Here is a 16,100-nt window from a genome sequence, read left to right on the forward strand (position 1 = left end):
ACAGGATCATGGGATTCCCCTCTGGTCCTCGCATCGCCAATAATGCCCGCTCGCCAAAGCCAGAACCGCGCCGATGCCCCGTCCGATCATCCTTCCGCTCGCCGAGAACTACCGCCATGGCGAGTACATCGCACCGCATTGCCATGACCGTGCCCAGCTGATCCATGCCCTCAGCGGCGTGATCACGGTCAGTGCCCGCGAGGGCAACTGGGTGGTGCCACCTGGGCGAGGCGTGTGGGTGCCGGCGGCTGTCGACCATGAGCTGCGCATGGCCGGCGTGGTGCGCATGCGTACCCTGTTCGTCGAACCGGGCGCGCGTCCGGATCTGCCGCGCCAGTGCCAGGTGATCGAGATCTCGCCGCTGCTGCGCGAGCTGATCATCAGTGCCATGGACATCGCCCCAGACCATCCGGCGTACGGTCGCGAGGCGCGGATCATGCAACTTATCCTCGACGAGATCCGCGTGCTGCCGGTGTTCGCCCTGCATGTGCCAACCCCGCATTCGGCGCACCTACAGGCGTTGTGCGAAGCGCTGCGCCAGGCGCCGTCCGAGGACTGGAACCTGGCCCGCGCCGCTGCCCACAGCGGGCTGAACCCGCGCACCCTGACCCGTGCCTTCCAGCGCGAGACCGGCCTGAGCCTGGTGCAATGGCTGCGGCGCATGCGTCTGTTGGCCAGCCTGGATGCCCTGGCCGCCGGGCAGTCGGTATTGGAGGTGGCGCTGGACCTGGGCTACGACAGCCCCAGCGCGTTCAGCGCGATGTTTCGCCGCACGCTCGGGGTGTCGCCATCGGTCTACTTTGGCAGGGCCGCCGAACGCTGGTAGGCCAGACTCGGCGCTTCGTCCCAGCCTCCGCCCAGCGCGACGAACAGGTTCACTTCGGCCAGCAACTGCGCCAGGCGATCACTGATCAGGCCTTGCTGGGCGCTGAACAGTGAGCGCTGCGCATCGAGGAACGTCAGGCTGCTGTCGATGCCGGTGCGGTAGCGGTTCTCGGCCAGGTCGTGGTAGCGCTGGCTGGCCTCGACCAGGTCGCGTTGGGCCTGCAACTGCTGCTGGTAGGTGGTGCGCGCCGCCAGGCCGTCGGCCACCTCCTGGAATGCGGCCTGGATCGACTTCTCGTAGCGCGCCACCTGCATGTCCTTTTGCAACTTGGCGTAATCGAGGCTGGCGCGCAGGCTGCCGGCATTGAACAGTGGCAGGTGTACTTGCGGCTGGAACAACCAGCTGCCGGTACCGGCATCGAACAGGTCGGCCAGCTCGCGGCTGCTGCTGCCTGCATTGGCGGTCAGGCTGATGCTCGGGAAGAACGCCGCTCGTGCCGCGCCGATGTTGGCGTTGGCAGCCTGCAACTGGTATTCGGCCTGGCGGATATCGGGCCGGCGTTGCAACAGCTCGGCGGGCAGGCCGGCTGGCACCCGGGTAATTTGATCGTCGGCCAGGGGCAGGGCCGGTAGCTGTGGTTCGACCTGCGCGCCGACCAGGCGCTGCAACTGGTTGAGGTCCTGGGCGGCGAGGCGGGTGTAGCGCGCCACGGCGGCGCGTGTGCTGTCGACGCGCGTGGTGGCCTGGATCTGGTCGAGTGCCGACAGCGTGCCGGTGCGGCGCTGGCGCTGGGTCAGGCGCAGGCTCTGCTCGTCGGCCTGCAAGGTCTGGCGCGACAGGGCCAGCAACTCCTGGTCGGCGCGCCAGGTCAGGTAGGCGCCGGCGACGCTGCTGATCAGGCTGAGCTCGGCGCCGCGCCGGGCTTCGTCGGTGGCCAGGTAGTTCAGCAGGGCCTGGTCGCTGAGGCTGCGCAGCCGGCCGAACAGGTCCAACTCGTAGGCGCTGATGCCAATGGTGGCCGATTGCTGGGTGCTGATCACGCCCTCACCACCGGTACGCCGCCGTGGCAGGTACTGGCGCGTGCCCTGGGCATTGGCGGCGATCTTCGGCAGCAGTTCGGCGCGTTGGATGCGGTACTGGGCGCGATAGGCTTCGGTATTGAGCAGGGCCACGCGCAGGTCGCGGTTGTTGGCCAGGGCGACGTCGAGCAACTGGCGCAGTGCCGGGTCGTGGAACACCCCCTGCCAGTCGCGCGGCAGCGCCGTGGTAGACGGTCCGCCCTGATACGCGGGCCCCGTGGGGTACTGCTCGGCGCTGGGCGAAAGTGGGCGCTGGTAATCGGGGGCCAGGCTGCAGCCGGTCAGTATCAGGGCAAGTAAGGGAAAGGTGATGCGCGGCATGGCAGGTTCTCTGGGTTCAGGTGCCGGCCATCCAGCGGGCCAGGCCATGGCGTCCGCTGACGCCGAGTTTGGCGGTGGCGCGTTTGAGGTAGGTCTCGATCGAGCTGCTCTTGACGTTCAGGCGCAGGGCCATCTGCGGCACGGTGCCGCCGGTGAGCAAGCCGATGCACACCTCTTGCTCTCGGGCGGACAGACGGACCGCCTCTTGCTCCAGGCGCTCGGTGAATATTTGGCGCAGGGAACCGGAGTCATCCGGCAGCAGGCTGCCTGGGCGGCGATTGACCGCCTGCAGGAACAACTGAGCGTGGTGCTCGACCAACGGCAGCAGCGTGTCGGACAGGCGCTTGAGCAACGACAGTTCGGCAAGAGAGAACATTCGCTCGCTGCGCAGGCGTTGGCAGCAGATGACCCAGCGTCGATTGCCGCTGCGTGACACCAGGTTGCACTGGTGGACGGGGGCGTTTATCTGGATCAGCAGCGGGTCTTCCATGCGCATGATGCTTTGCAGCAGGGGGTGGCGCAGAGGCTCCTGAACCGGTGTTTCCTCGGGGTGGCCGGCACTGCCCAGCACCTTGACCTGGCGGATGCTGGCCTGGTCGCTGTCGAGGGTCCACTCGCTGAGGTCGAGCCGATGGATCGGCACCTGGTCGCCGATCAGCTGGAGCATCTGTTCGGCGAAGGTGCCATCGCCGGTGCTGGCAACCAGTGCCCCCAGTTGCAGGTACAAGTGCGGGTCGTGGCAGTGTTCGAGGCTGTCGATCAGCTTCATGTGCTTGTCTTCCTTGATCCGGTAACGCGGCGGGTCTCGCGGTCGAGTCCTCTCTGTGCTGGGGCTTGGCGCTATTGAATAGCAGGCTCCGAGCCTGCGTCTGTAGCGGAAAGCGGGGACAGGAAATGCCAATTAATCCGACAAGAAAAGTTGGTGTTTTCCCCTGTGTGTGCCTTGCGGATCGCAGGGTTGTCGGACAATTGGCGCCAATAAGCGGCCAGATCGGCGGCGTTTGCCACGCTCGCTCACAGGGGTAGGCCGCTGCCGGCTGCCCGATAGCGTCAATCTCCTACAAAAGATTCCGCAGGCTCGGGCTGAGCAAAAAGGCCCCTGCCATTGTCCGGGTTTGGGGGGCCATACAGGGGCCGGGGTGGGTGCTTGAATCCGCGGACGACCCCCGTTTCAAGGAAGATCCACGCCATGTTCGCCGCCGACACCTTTCCCCTGACCTGCGCCCAGCGCGATATCTGGCTTGACCAGATCAGCCATGGCGATTCGCCGCTTTACAATGTCGGTGGCTACCTCTCATTCGATGGCGCTGTGGACAGCGGCCTGCTGCGACGCGCGCTGGACCATCTGGTCAGCCTGCATGACGGGTTACGCACGGTGCTGGTGCGTGAGGCCGGGGAAGATGGCGTGGCCCGCCAGCGATTCGTGCCCCATATGCGGGTGCCGCTGGACGAGCATGATCTGCGCGGGCAGGCTGCGCCGTTCGAGGCTGCGCAGCGTCTGAGCAAGACTTTGCTGCAGCAGCCTTTCGACCTCGAGGCTGGGCCGCTGCTGCGCATGGCATTGCTAAATGTCGACGCCGGGCGCAGCCTGCTGATGTTGCAGGCCCATCATCTGATCCTCGACGGCTGGGGCCTGGAGCAGTTGCTCCACCAGTTGGGGCAGTACTATGGCCTCCTGGAGCTGGGGCAGTCGCTGCCGGACACGGCACCGTCCTACCAGGCGTTCATCGAAGATGACCAGGCCTACCAGAACTCGCCCCGCCAGCAGCGTGATCTGGCTTACTGGCTGGGACGCTATCCACAACTTCCGGATGCGCTGCTGCGTCCGAGGGAGCAGGGCCTGCCCCCTGGCGCCACGCCTGGTCACGCCTTGGAGCGCAGCTTCGACACTGGCCTGCTGGAGCGCATGCAGCACTTGGCCGACGCGCTGCAAGGGTCGGTAGCCCATGTGCTGCTGGCGGCCTTGCATGTGTGCTGTGCCAGGGCATGGCAGCGCGACGACTGGGTGGTCGGCCTGCCAGTGCGCAACCGTGGCAGTGCGCGGGCCAAGGCCACGCTGGGCCTGTTCGTTCAAGTCAACGCCTTGCGCATGGACTTCGGCAGGACCTTGAGCTTCGCCGGGTTGGTACGCAGCATCGGCGATGCGCTCAGGCGCGACTTGCGCCACCAGCGCTTGCCGCTCAGCGAGCTCAACCGTGCGCTGGGCTTGTCCCGCGAAGGGCGTGGGCAGTTGTTCGAGATCACCGTGTCCTACGAGGAAGAGGGCCACGACCTGCGTTACGGCAGCCTCGGCGCGCACAGCATCAAGGTGTGCAATGATCACGAACCCACCCCGCTATCGCTTCACCTGCGCACCAACCCACACAATGGCAAGGCCTGGCTGCATCTGGTTTACAACCAGGCCTGGCTGGCACCCGAAGATGTCGAAGTGTTCAGCGCGCGCTTGCTTCACGTGCTGGCCCAAGGGCTCGAGCAACCTCAGGCGGGCATCGACAGCTACGACCTGTTGCTTGCCGAGGAACACCAGCGCCTGCGCCAGTGGAACGCCACCGCCCAAGACCCCGATGGGCCGGCACTGATTCACCGCCGTATCGAGGCCCAGGCCGCAACACGCGCCGAGGCGACGGCCGCCGTGCATCAGGGGCGCAGCCTGAGTTATGGCGAGCTGAACGACCGCGCCAACCAGCTGGCCGCACAGCTGCTGGCCATGGGCGTGCTGCCAGAGCAGCGGGTGGCGGTGCTCGCCCGGCGCGGCCTGGACACCCTGGTCGGCTTGCTCGCGGTGCTCAAGGCTGGTGCGGCCTATGTGCCGGTGGACCCGGCGCACCCGAGCGAGCGCCTGCAGTACCTGATCGATGACTGCGCACCGAAGGTGGTGCTGACCCTCTCAGGCCTGCGTGACCGCCTGCCGGCCACAAACGTGCCGGTGATCGAGCTGGACCGCCTGCCATCGGCCACGGCTGGGCTGGCCAACCCCCAGGTAGAGCGGCTGTCCGGCGCCAACCTGGTCTACGTGATCTACACCTCCGGTTCTACCGGCCAACCCAAGGGCGTAATGGTCGAGCACCGCATGTTGGCCAACCTGGTCGACTGGCACTGCGCTGCCTTCGACCTGCACCCGGGCAGCCATACCTCAAGCCTGGCCGGCTTCGGCTTCGATGCCATGGCCTGGGAAGTCTGGCCAGCGCTTTGCGCCGGCGCGACCCTGCACCTGGCGCCAGTGGGCGAGGGGGGCGAGGACATCGATGCACTGTTGCGCTGGTGGCGTGCCCAGCCGCTACAAGTCAGCTTCCTGCCCACGCCCGTGGCCGAACATGCCTTCGCCCAGGGGGAGCCGCACCCGACCCTGCAGACCTTGTTGGTAGGTGGTGATCGCCTGCGGCGCCTGGCGCGTGAGCGAGGCTATCGGATCATCAACAACTACGGCCCGACCGAGGCCACGGTGGTCGCCAGCGCTGGCGAGGTGCGCCCTGGGCAGGTGCTGCATATCGGCGCGCCGGTGGCCAATGCGCGCCTGTACGTGCTGGACGCCCAGGGCCGGCAACTGCCGGTGGGCGCCGTGGGCGAGTTGTACATTGGTGGTGCCGGGGTCGCCCGTGGCTACTTGAACCGCCCCGAGCTCACTGCCGAACGCTTCCTCGACGACCCGTTCGCCCAGCAGCCTGGCGCGCGGATGTACCGCACAGGGGACCTGGTGCGCTGGTTGCCCGAGGGCACCCTGGAATACCTCGGGCGCAGCGACGACCAGGTGAAGATCCGCGGTGTGCGGGTGGAGCTGGGCGAGATCGAGAGCGCGCTGGCCAGCCATGCGGCCGTGCGCGAGGCTGTGGTACTGCTGCGCGACGGGCAACTGGTGGCCTGGTATGTCGCTGGGCAGATACTGACCCCGCTGGACCTGCATGAGCACCTGCGCGACCGCCTGCCCTCGGCATTGCTGCCAGCGGCCTATGTGGCGATGGCGGCCTGGCCGCTGACCGCCAATGGCAAACTCGACCGTCGTGCCCTGCCAGCGCCGGGCAGCGAAGCCTCGGTGCGGCGCCCGCATGAACCGCCGCAGGGTGAACTCGAGCAGCGCCTGGCCGCGCTATGGGCCGAGCTGCTGGAGGTAGAGCAGATCGGCCGGCATGATCACTTCTTCGAACTGGGTGGCCATTCGCTGCTGGCGGTACGCCTGATCGAGCGCATGCGCCAGGCAGGGCTGCACGCCGACGCCCAGGTACTGTTCGGCCAGCCGACCCTGGCCAGCCTCGCCGCATCGCTGGGCAGCGATCCCGCGCAAGCGGTGCCGGCCAATCGCGTGGCGCCGGGTTGCCAGCGCATCACTCCCGAAATGCTGGCTTTGACCCGCCTCGACCAGGCCAGCATCGACCACATCGTCGGCACGGTTCCGGGCGGCGCGGCCAATGTGCAGGAGATCTATCCCCTGGCGCCCTTGCAGGAGGGGCTGCTGTATCACCACCTCACCGACGACCACGATCCCTACCAGCAGCAGGCGCTGTTCGCCTTCGACAGCAGGGCGGCGCTGGAGGCGTTCAACCAGGCCCTGGCTCGGGTCATCGAACGCCACGATATCCTGCGCACCAGCCTGGCCTGGGAAGGCTTGCCGCAACCCCAGCAGGTGGTCTGGCGCCAGGCCTGGCTGCCGTTGCGCGTGCTCGAGCCTGGCCCGGGCGATGCGGCCACGCGGTTGCGCGAACAGGCGTTGCGGCTGGACCTGCGCCAGGCGCCGATGATGGCCTTGGCCTGTGTCGAGGAGCGTGCGCAGGCGCGTTGGCTCGGCCTGCTGCATTTCCACCATCTGGTCAACGACGCGGTGTCGGTGCAGGTGCTGCTGGCCGAGCTGGGCGCGCTGATGACAGGGGCAGGCCATACCCTGGCTGCCCCCGTGGCCTACCGCAACTATGTGGCCCTGAGCCGTGACCAGAGCCGGCAGGCGCGGCATGAGGCTTACCTGCGCAAGGCCCTGGCCGGGGTGGAGGCGCCACCCCGCTTGGCCGGCATGGCTGAGGGGCAGCAGGCGCCCGTCGAGACTTGCGCCGTCACCGTACCCGGGGCCCTGGCCTCGACACTGCGCCAGCGCGTGCGCCAGCACGGTGTCGGCCTGGGCAGCCTGATGCACCTGGCCTGGGCGCAGGTACTGGGGACGTTGGGAGGCCGTGACGAGGTGCTGTTCGGCACTGTGCTGCTGGGACGGGTGATGGCGGGCGAGGGCGCCGACCGGGCGCTGGGCATGTTCATCAACAGCCTGCCGCTGCGGGTGTCACTGGCGGGACGCAGCGTGGCCCAGGCGCTGCTGACTGTCCATGGACAACTGGCGGACTTGCTCGGCCACGAGGATGCGCCCTTGGTGCTGGCCCAACGTTGCAGTGGCCTGCCGGCTGGCGTGGCGTTGTTCGACAGCCTGCTCAACTACCGGCATGGCGCCGCGGCTAGCGTGGCGCTGCCTGGCGTGACCCTGCTCGACGCCAGCGAGGTGCATAGCCATGCCTTGGTGCTGACCGTGGACGAGCAGGGCGACAGCCTGCGCCTGAGCGTGCGCGCACCCCGTGAGCTGGGTGCCGGGCGCGTGCTCGGGCATGTGTCGTGCGCGCTGCGCGCCCTGGCCGAGGCGCTGGGCAGCGAAGTGTCGGTGGCGCTCGAATCGCTGTCGACCCTGCCGGATGATGAGCGCCGCTACCTGCTGGACACCGCCAATGCCACCGAGGTGGCGCTGGACCCGAGTTATCCGCATCTGCCAGCCTTGTTCGCCGCTCAGGTGAGGCGCGCGCCGGATGCCGTGGCCCTGCAGACCGACGCGACGCAACTGACCTACCGCGAGCTCGATGTCCAGGCCAATCGCCTGGCGCATTACCTGATCGGCCTCGGTGTGCAGCCTGATACCCGTGTCGCCGTGTGCCTTGAGCGCGGCGTGCAGCTCATCGTCGGCTTGCTGGGCGTGCTCAAGGCCGGTGGCGCCTATGTGCCGCTGGACCCTGGCTACCCCGACGAGCGCCTGCACTACCTGCTCGCCGACAGCGCACCGCTGGCGCTGCTGGTGCAGGGCGCCACCCGCGGCTTGTTCGATGGCCAGCCAACACCGTTGGTGGACCTTGACCAGGGGACCTGGCAGATGCACAGCGACCAGGCGCCCGCGCTAGCGGAGCTTGGTGGCGGGCACTTGGCCTATGTCATGTATACCTCGGGCACCACCGGGGCGCCGAAGGGCGTGATGGTCGAGCACCGCGGGTTGTGCAACCTGATGCGCTGGGGCAGCGACCTGTGCCCACCACAGGCCGACGATGCGCTGCTGCAACGGGCGCCGTTCAGTTTCGACGGTTCGGTGTGGGAGCTGTTCTGGCCGCTGTGCGCCGGGCTGCGCCTGGTGCTGGCGCGTCCCGACGGTCACCGTGACCCGGCCTACCTGGCGCAACTGATCCAGGCCCGCAGGGTGACTACCGTGAAGTTCGTGCCGGCCTTGTTGCATGCATTCCTCAACACCCCGGGCGTGGAGCGCTGCACCAGCCTGCGCGATTTGTTCTGCGGTGGCGGCGAACTGACCCTGGCACTGGCGCAGCGCGTGCGCGAGCGACTGCCCCAGGTACGCCTGCACAATGTCTATGGCCCCACCGAGGCCACCGTCGACAGCACCGCCTGGACCCTGGAACCGCAGCAACCACTGCCCGTCGTCGTCCCACCGATCGGGCGGCCAATCGGCAACACCCGCCTGTATGTGCTCGACGCCCATGACCGCCCGGTGCCCATGGGCTGTGCCGGCGAGCTGCACATTGGCGGCATCGGCGTGGCCCGTGGCTACCTGAACCTGCCGACGCTGCAGGCCGAGCGCTTCATCGCCAGCCCGTTCGTGGCTGGTGACCGGCTGTATCGCACCGGCGACCTGGTGCGTTACCGCGCTGATGGCGAGCTGGAGTTCCTTGGCCGCAACGACTTCCAGGTCAAGCTCAATGGCCTGCGTATCGAGCCGGGCGAGATCGAGGCCCTGCTGGCGAGCCACCCGGCCCTGGGCCAGGCCGTGGTGCTGGTGCGCGATGATCGCCTGGTGGCCTATGCCAGCTGCCGCGATGGCCACGACGCGCCCGCGTTGGAAACGTTGCGTGCCTACCTGCTGGCGCGCCTGCCGGCCTACATGGTGCCGTCGGCCTATGTGCTGCTGGCCGAACTGCCGCTGAGCGCCAATGGCAAGGTCGATCGCAACGCCTTGCCGGTGCCCGGCGCGGCTGCGGTGATCAGCCGGTCCTACCAGGCACCGCGCGATGAGCTGGAGCAGGCGTTGGCGCAGATCTGGACCGAAGTGCTGAAGATTGAGCAGGTCGGTCGCGACGACAACTTCTTCGAGCTGGGCGGGCACTCGCTGCTGGCGGTCAGCCTGGTGGCGCGCATGCGCCAGGCCGGCTTGCACGCCGATGCACGGTTGCTGTTCAGCCAGCCGACGCTGGCGGAACTGGCGGCCAATACCCGCCGCGATCAGGTGCAGGTGGAGATCGCCCAGACCACCGTCCCGGTGCTGAAGGGCAGGCGGCGGATCTGATGGGGTAGCGTGAAGAGCACTGCGTGGGGGCTACTTCGGCGAGATGCGATAGACGCAGCGCCGGTCCCCCGAGATCAGGTGCTCGCAGCGCTCCACCAGCCCTTGCTCGCCGATTGCCGCCTGAAACACCTGCAGCTCGCTGCGGCAGAAGCCTTGGCAGCGGGTGGCGGCAATGCAGATCGGGCAGTGGTTCTCGACGATCAGCCAGTCGTCGCCGTCGGCCTGCATCTCGGCCATGTAGCCCGCCCGCTCACGCAATTGCACAAGGGTGCGTACCTTGTCCTCGAGGCTGTCGGCGCCGGCACAGGCCTGCTGGTATTCACGGCTGTTGCTGTCTTCCATGCGGCTGATCAGGCGGTCGACACCGTCGCTGCCGAACACCTGCTCGACGCTCTCGATCAGTTGCAGGGTCAGCACGCTATGGGAGTCGGGGAAGCGGCGCTGGGCGGTGGCGGTCAACGCCCATTTCTGCGAAGGCCGCCCGGCGCCCTTGGCCGGCACGCTGATGCCGCTGATCAGCTCGGCCGCCTGCAGTTTCTGCACCTGCTGGCGGGTGGCTTCGAAGGTGATGGCGAGCAATTGTGCCAGGTCGGCGGTCTTGAGCGGCCCGCGGGTCTTGAGCAGGAACAGGATGCGGTCGGCGGTGCAGTTCGAATCTACGGTGGTCGAGGTCATGGAGCGCTGGAAACCGGGCGTGATTGAGCGGATCGGGCACTCTCCTGGGCCATCCGTTGCACAGGCAAGTGGGCCAAGGATAGCTCGGATTCGTAGTGATTTGTGCAAGGGGAACAATTATCGATGAGAAAATTTATATGCGATAAAAATATAAAAGGTATTAGTTGTATTTATTTGTTCCAGGTCTAGGCTGATGTGCGGAGCCTATGCTTGCCGGTCCCAGGGAGGGGTGCGTGCAAGTGCGTCGACACCTTGCTGGCAAATGCCGGGCATGGGCCCATCAACAACAACTCGACAGGGATGTGAGTGCATGAATGCCCAGAAACCCGTGACCATCTATGAACACGCCGATGAAGTGAGCAGCCTGCAAAGCGTGGTCGACCTGGTAAAGCTCTCCGACCAATACCGTCAGTCCGCCATCCTGCATTCGGCGCTGGCCCAGCGTGTATTCGACCACACCCGCCAGCCGGTCGGTGCCCAGGCCTTGAGCGATGCGCTGGGTTGGGTGCCGAACAAGGGGCGCATCCTCCTCAACGCGCTGGTGGCCATGGGCCTGTTGAAGCGTACGGGGCAAGGCTTCGAGAACCTGCCGCTGAGCCAGCGCTTCCTGGTCAGCGACAGTGCCGAGTTCATCGGCCCGATCATCGATCACCAACGCCTGCAATGGCACAACTGGCCACGCCTGGATGAGGTGCTGCGCAGCCGCGGCTCCCTGGATTTCCAGCAGGAAAACCGCTTCAAGCACGACCTGGCGGCCCGCGATGCCTTCAACGACGCCATGGTCCGTTTCAGCCAGCCCATGGTCGACGTGCTGCGTGACCTGCCGCTGTTCGACAAGGCCCGTCGGGTAATCGACCTGGCCGGCGGCCACGGCACCTACCTGGCCGAGATCGCCAGCCGCCATCCGCAGGTCAAGGGCGAGGTCTGGGACCTGGAGCCCACCCGCGAGGCGGCCGCGGCCACCTTCGCCAAGTACCGGCTCGACGAGCGCCTGGGCTTCCATGCCCGCAACCTGCTGGACCTGGCCCAGTACCAGGGCGAGCGCGCCGATGTGGTGATGCTCAACGACTGCCTGCACTACTTCACCCGCGAGCAGGTGCGTACCCTGATCGCCGGTGCCGCCGGCATGGTCGAGGGCGACGGCGCGCTGCTGGTGCTGAGCATGGCCCTGGAAGACGATGAGATTCATCCGGCCCTGTCGGCCGACTTCTCCCTGCACATGATGCTCAACACCGTCAACGGCGAACTGCATCCGAGCCGCTATCTGATAGACAGCATGGCAGCGGCGGGGCTCACGGTGGAGCAGGAGCCGATAGGCCGCTACACCCTGCTGATCGGGCGGAGGGCTGCCTGATGTTGCGTCTATTGGCATTGCACGCCGCGCCGCTCGGGGACGCGGCTGCCCAGGCCCTGGACAGCCTGGGCAGCGTGGCGGCGGCAGCGGGGTTCAGCCTGCAGGTCAGCCAGAAGCCGGTTGGTCAGGGGCCGGTGGACGCGGTCTGCCTGCTGCTCGACAGTGCCACGCCCCCCGCGGCGCTGAACACCCTGCTCAGCGAGGCCGCCGGCCTGTGCCGCAATACCGCGCTGGTACTGGTGCGGGTGCAAGGCACGCTGGCGCAGCTGCCGTCCGCTACGGCGGTGATCGCCCAGTGGCAGCAGGCCAGCCAGGGCTTCCTCTACCCGTATCCGCTGGATATCGCCAGTGGGCAGGCGCCCGCGGTGGCGATCAAGGATTGGCTGGCGGGCTTCGCCAAGTTCGCTGCGGCAACCAAACTGTGGCGCTCCCTCGACGGCCTGGGGCTGGACGAGGCGGCGCGGGCCAGGCAGCGCCCGGAAATGAACCACGTGAACATCCTGACCCGCGACCTGGAGGCGTCCAAGGCCTTCTACAGTGACATCCTCGGCGCCAACTACTGCTACAACCTCGGCCCGCGTAAGGCGGTGATGGAACTCAATGGCTTCGATTTCTTCATCGAGCAGAGCGAGTCATTCAGCTACCCGGCTGGCTACCACATCGGCATACGGGCACTGCCCGAGGATGTAAGGCGCATTGCCGACCAGGTCACCGCCGCCGGCACCATCAAGCTGGTCAAGGGCAACGGCCCGGCACCGGGTTACCACCATGGGCCGGACAACGTGCGCAGCGCCGTGTACTTCGAAGACCCCGATGGGTTGGTGATCGAGGTGTACAGCGCCGAGGTGGAGATGATCGAAAGCAACCCGCGGTTGCTCCTCGACCGTCTCTGATCCCACGTCGTCACACGCCTGCCGCGCCTTTGTGCGTGCAGGCCTGTGCCCAGGCAGGTATTCGCATGAACAGCTACAAACAGTGGCATTGGCCACGGCTGCCCAGCCCGCTGCCCAAAGATGTCAGCGACCGGGCATTGATGGGTTATCCCGAGCAGTACCAGGAGCATCCCCTGCAGGCCAAGGTCGGCGAGGCGTTCGCCGAACTGCTGCAGGCTCCGCTGGATGTCCTGCTCGCCATCCTGGAACAGCAGAGCCAGCCTTTGGCGCGTCGCATCGGCGCCGGCGAGGTGCTGGCGCTGCGCGGTGATCCACGCATCGACACCTTCGCCCCGGACATGATCGACATTCCCGCGGCGCGCGTGCGCATCGGCCTGGACCCAGGCGCGGTGGCACAGGTGATGGACCAGTTCGACGGGCTGGGCCTGGACCGCAGCTGGATCGACAAGGAGACCCCGCGTCATGCGGTCGACCTGGCGGCGTTCCGTATCGCCCGTTTCCCGGTGACGCACCAGGAGTATCGCCAGTTCCTGCTCGACAGCGGTCATACCGGCATCCCCGACGGCTGGGCCTTTGGCCGCTACCCAAGGCACCATGCCAACCATCCGGTGTACAGCGTCTCGGCCAGCGATGCCGATGCCTATGCGCGCTGGCTCAGCGAGCGCACCGGCCGGCGCTTCGCCCTGCCCACCGAGGCGCAGTGGGAGTATGCCGCCGCCGGCCCCGAAGGGCGCCAGTTCCCCTGGGGCGACGCCTACCAGGTCGAGCACGCCAACACCGCCGAACTGGGTTACCTGGACAGCACGCCGGTCGGCGTGTTCATCGACGGCGCCTCGCCGTTCGGCGTGCTGGACATGGCCGGCAACGTCGAGGAGTACGTCGCCGAGGACTACCAGCCTTACCCCGGTGGCCCGCGCATCAAGGACGACCTGGTGCTCGATGTCGGCACCCACCGCGTGGCCCGCGGTGGCAGCTTCACCCGTTTCCGCGACCTGGCGCGCACCGCGCGTCGCCACGGGCGTTACCCACGACCGATCTACGTCATGGGTTTGCGCCTGGTCGAAAACCACAACTGAGTTTTTCCGTCTTCCGTGCAAGAGGTCTGATTCCATGAACAAGGATGTTTCGCTTCACACCATCGTGCCGATTTCCATCCTCGGCGGCGATGTCGATGCCCATTTCTTCGGCTTCCACGGCTTCGAGCGCGATCAGGAGCACTTCGCCGTGGGTATCGGTCGCGATCAGTGCGACGTGCCGCTGGTACGGGTGCATTCCGAGTGCATCACCGGCGATGTGTTCGGCTCGCAGCGCTGCGATTGCGGTCCGCAGCTGCAGGAAGCCCTGCGCACCCTCAAGGAGGTCGGCGGCTACCTGATCTACCTACGCCAGGAAGGGCGCGGCATCGGCCTGTATTCGAAGTTCGAGGCCTACCTGCTGCAGGACTCGGGCCTGGACACCTACGAAGCCAACCTGCGCCTCAACCACCTGGCCGACTCGCGCTCCTTCGACCCTGCCGTGCAGATCCTGCGCGCCCTGGGCGTAGACCAGTGCCGTCTGTTGACCAACAACCCGGAGAAGGTCGCGCAGTTGCGCGCCGGCGGCATCGATGTGATCGAGCAGGTACCCACCGGGGTGTTCCTGACCAACCACAACCGCAACTACTTGCAGGCGAAGGCGGTCAAGTCCGCCCACTCGATCAAGCTCTGACCTCCAGCGAAAAAGGATCTTTCGATGAAACACATTGGCCCTATCAGCGGCATCGCCGCCCATGCCGCGCACTTCGTCGCCACCGCCGGCTACGACAACCAGGTGATCCTGTGGAACGCCACCACCGGCGAGCCGATCCACCGCGTACACCATGACCACCTGGCCAACCAGTGCGCCTTCAGCAGCGACGGCAAGTACCTGGTGAGCGCCAGCAGCGACTACACCGCGCGGATCTGGGAAGTACCGAGCATGCGCCTGAAGGCGGTGCTGCAGGGACACAACGACGACGTCGAGATGGCGGTGTTCTCGCCCGACAGCCAGCGCGTGGCGACCTGTTCGCGTGACCACGTGCTGCGCATCTTCGACCTCGATGGCGCGCAGCTGCAGGCCTTCCATGGCCACCAGGCCGACGTGATCTCGGTGGTCTGGTCGCCGGATGGCCAGCGCCTGATTTCCAGCAGCGACGACGGTACCGTACGCCAGTGGGATACCCGCAGCGGCCAGCAGTGCGACGAGGTGGACATCGGCGGCGTCGAGACCGACACCATCGCCATCACTCGCGAAGGCGTGGTGTTCGCCGGTGATGACGAAGGGCGCATCTCGATCATCGCCGACGGCCAGGTGCAGACCGTGCCGGCCCACGCCGCAGGGATCAAGCGCATCGTCTGGAACGACGACAAGCGCCTGCTGGTGAGCCTGAGCTACGACCGCTCGGCGATTCTCTGGACCTTCGACGCCGGGCGTAACCTGGTCAAGCGCCGCAGTACCGCGCTGCCGAGCATCGTCTGGCCGCGCAGCTGCGCCTTCGTCGGCGACGAGCAACTGGTGTTCGCCACCTTCGGCTCGCGCTACGCCACCTGGAACTACGAGCAGGACCAGTGGCAGGTGTCGGGCATCGAGCCGGCGGTGAGCATCAATGCCGTGGTGCGCAGCGAAGAGCGCCAGTACAGCATCGGCGACGCTGGCATCCTGCACCGTGACGACCAGCCGGTGACTAGTGTCGGCAGCCTGTGCAACTTCCTCCTGCCGTTCGGCCCGCTGCTGCTGACCGGTGGCCAGATGGGCCAGGTGTTCGATGGCCTGTCCGGGCGCATGCTCTACCAGCACCGTTCGCCGCTCAATTGTGGCGCCACCTTCGTCAAGCAGGGCGAAGACCTGGCGCTGATCGGCACCTACACCGGCGAAGGCCTGGTGTTCGGCCACGACGGCAAGGGCGGCCTGCGCCTGGTGGCGTCGATCCCCATGCACGACAACGCGATCAAGGGCGTGGCCGCCGACGAGCGTCATCTGTTCAGCGTCTGCGCCTCGGCTGACGCCGCGTTGCACAGCATCGCCGACTTCAGCTGCGTGCGGCATATCGAAGCGGCGCATACGCGCATCTCCAACGGCTGCTGCCCGATCACCGGCGGCTTCGCCAGCATTGGCCGCGACCTCAAGCTGCGCCTGTGGCTGGAGACCGGCGACGAGGTGTTCGACTCGCCGCACCAGCACTCGATCAAGTGCATCGCCGCCTCCAGCGATGGCCGGGTGATCGCCACCGCCGCCTATAACGGCACCGTGGCGTTGTTCGACCTGGCCTCGCGACGCTGGTTGCCGGTGCAGCGCCCCACCGCCAGCGGCATTTCCTGCCTGACCCACGACGCTGCCAGCGATGCCTTCCTGGCCAGTTCCTATGACGGGCGCATCTACGGCATCGACGCCCGCCTGGCATCCTGAAGGA

General features: G+C 66.9%; 10 protein-coding genes. 7 read left to right on the plus strand and 3 right to left on the minus strand.

Features of this window, described 5'->3' with window-relative positions:
• Positions 1-73: 73 nt before the first annotated feature.
• Positions 74-826 (plus strand): AraC family transcriptional regulator, encoded by a 753-nt coding sequence (locus KSS90_RS10345; protein ID WP_217869287.1) that lies wholly within the window; start codon positions 74-76, stop codon positions 824-826.
• On the opposite strand, the gene KSS90_RS10350 is transcribed toward KSS90_RS10345, so the two are convergent.
• A complete protein-coding gene (locus KSS90_RS10350) occupies positions 796-2,226 on the minus strand; it encodes an efflux transporter outer membrane subunit (RefSeq protein ID WP_217869288.1) in 1,431 nt (476 codons plus the stop codon). The genes KSS90_RS10345 and KSS90_RS10350 overlap by 31 nt on opposite strands.
• A gap of 16 nt (positions 2,227-2,242) precedes the next feature.
• A complete protein-coding gene (locus tag KSS90_RS10355) occupies positions 2,243-2,995 on the minus strand; it encodes a helix-turn-helix transcriptional regulator (RefSeq protein ID WP_217869289.1) in 753 nt (250 codons plus the stop codon).
• 420 nt (positions 2,996-3,415) lie between these two features.
• On the opposite strand from KSS90_RS10355, the gene KSS90_RS10360 reads away from it, so the two are divergent.
• Complete coding sequence (locus KSS90_RS10360) at positions 3,416-9,751, plus strand: non-ribosomal peptide synthetase (protein WP_217869290.1); 6,336 nt, start codon at positions 3,416-3,418, stop codon at positions 9,749-9,751.
• A 30-nt stretch (positions 9,752-9,781) separates the two neighbouring features.
• On the opposite strand, the gene KSS90_RS10365 is transcribed toward KSS90_RS10360, so the two are convergent.
• Positions 9,782-10,426 (minus strand): helix-turn-helix transcriptional regulator, encoded by a 645-nt coding sequence (locus KSS90_RS10365; protein ID WP_217869291.1) that lies wholly within the window; start codon positions 10,424-10,426, stop codon positions 9,782-9,784.
• Between the two features lie 310 nt (positions 10,427-10,736).
• On the opposite strand from KSS90_RS10365, the gene KSS90_RS10370 reads away from it, so the two are divergent.
• The 5 genes from KSS90_RS10370 to KSS90_RS10390 all read left to right on the plus strand — a co-directional run bounded on the left by KSS90_RS10370 (position 10,737) and on the right by KSS90_RS10390 (position 16,096).
• Positions 10,737-11,780: a methyltransferase gene (locus KSS90_RS10370; RefSeq protein WP_217869292.1), complete on the plus strand. Its 1,044-nt coding sequence runs from the start codon at positions 10,737-10,739 to the stop codon at positions 11,778-11,780.
• Positions 11,780-12,673, plus strand: a complete 894-nt coding sequence (locus KSS90_RS10375) for a VOC family protein (RefSeq protein ID WP_217869293.1) — start codon at positions 11,780-11,782, stop codon at positions 12,671-12,673. Before KSS90_RS10370 ends, KSS90_RS10375 begins: the two co-directional genes overlap by 1 nt.
• Before the next feature lie 65 nt (positions 12,674-12,738).
• Complete coding sequence (locus tag KSS90_RS10380; protein WP_217869294.1) at positions 12,739-13,749, plus strand: formylglycine-generating enzyme family protein; 1,011 nt, start codon at positions 12,739-12,741, stop codon at positions 13,747-13,749.
• A gap of 34 nt (positions 13,750-13,783) precedes the next feature.
• Entirely contained in the window at positions 13,784-14,380 is a 597-nt protein-coding gene (gene ribA / locus KSS90_RS10385; protein ID WP_102685058.1) for a GTP cyclohydrolase II RibA, read from the plus strand.
• Positions 14,381-14,404: 24 nt separating this feature from the next.
• Positions 14,405-16,096: a WD40 repeat domain-containing protein gene (locus KSS90_RS10390; protein ID WP_217869295.1), complete on the plus strand. Its 1,692-nt coding sequence runs from the start codon at positions 14,405-14,407 to the stop codon at positions 16,094-16,096.
• Positions 16,097-16,100: the final 4 nt, after the last annotated feature.

It is taken from the genome of Pseudomonas maumuensis (genome assembly GCF_019139675.1).
In the GTDB taxonomy this organism is placed as follows: domain Bacteria; phylum Pseudomonadota; class Gammaproteobacteria; order Pseudomonadales; family Pseudomonadaceae; genus Aquipseudomonas; species Aquipseudomonas maumuensis.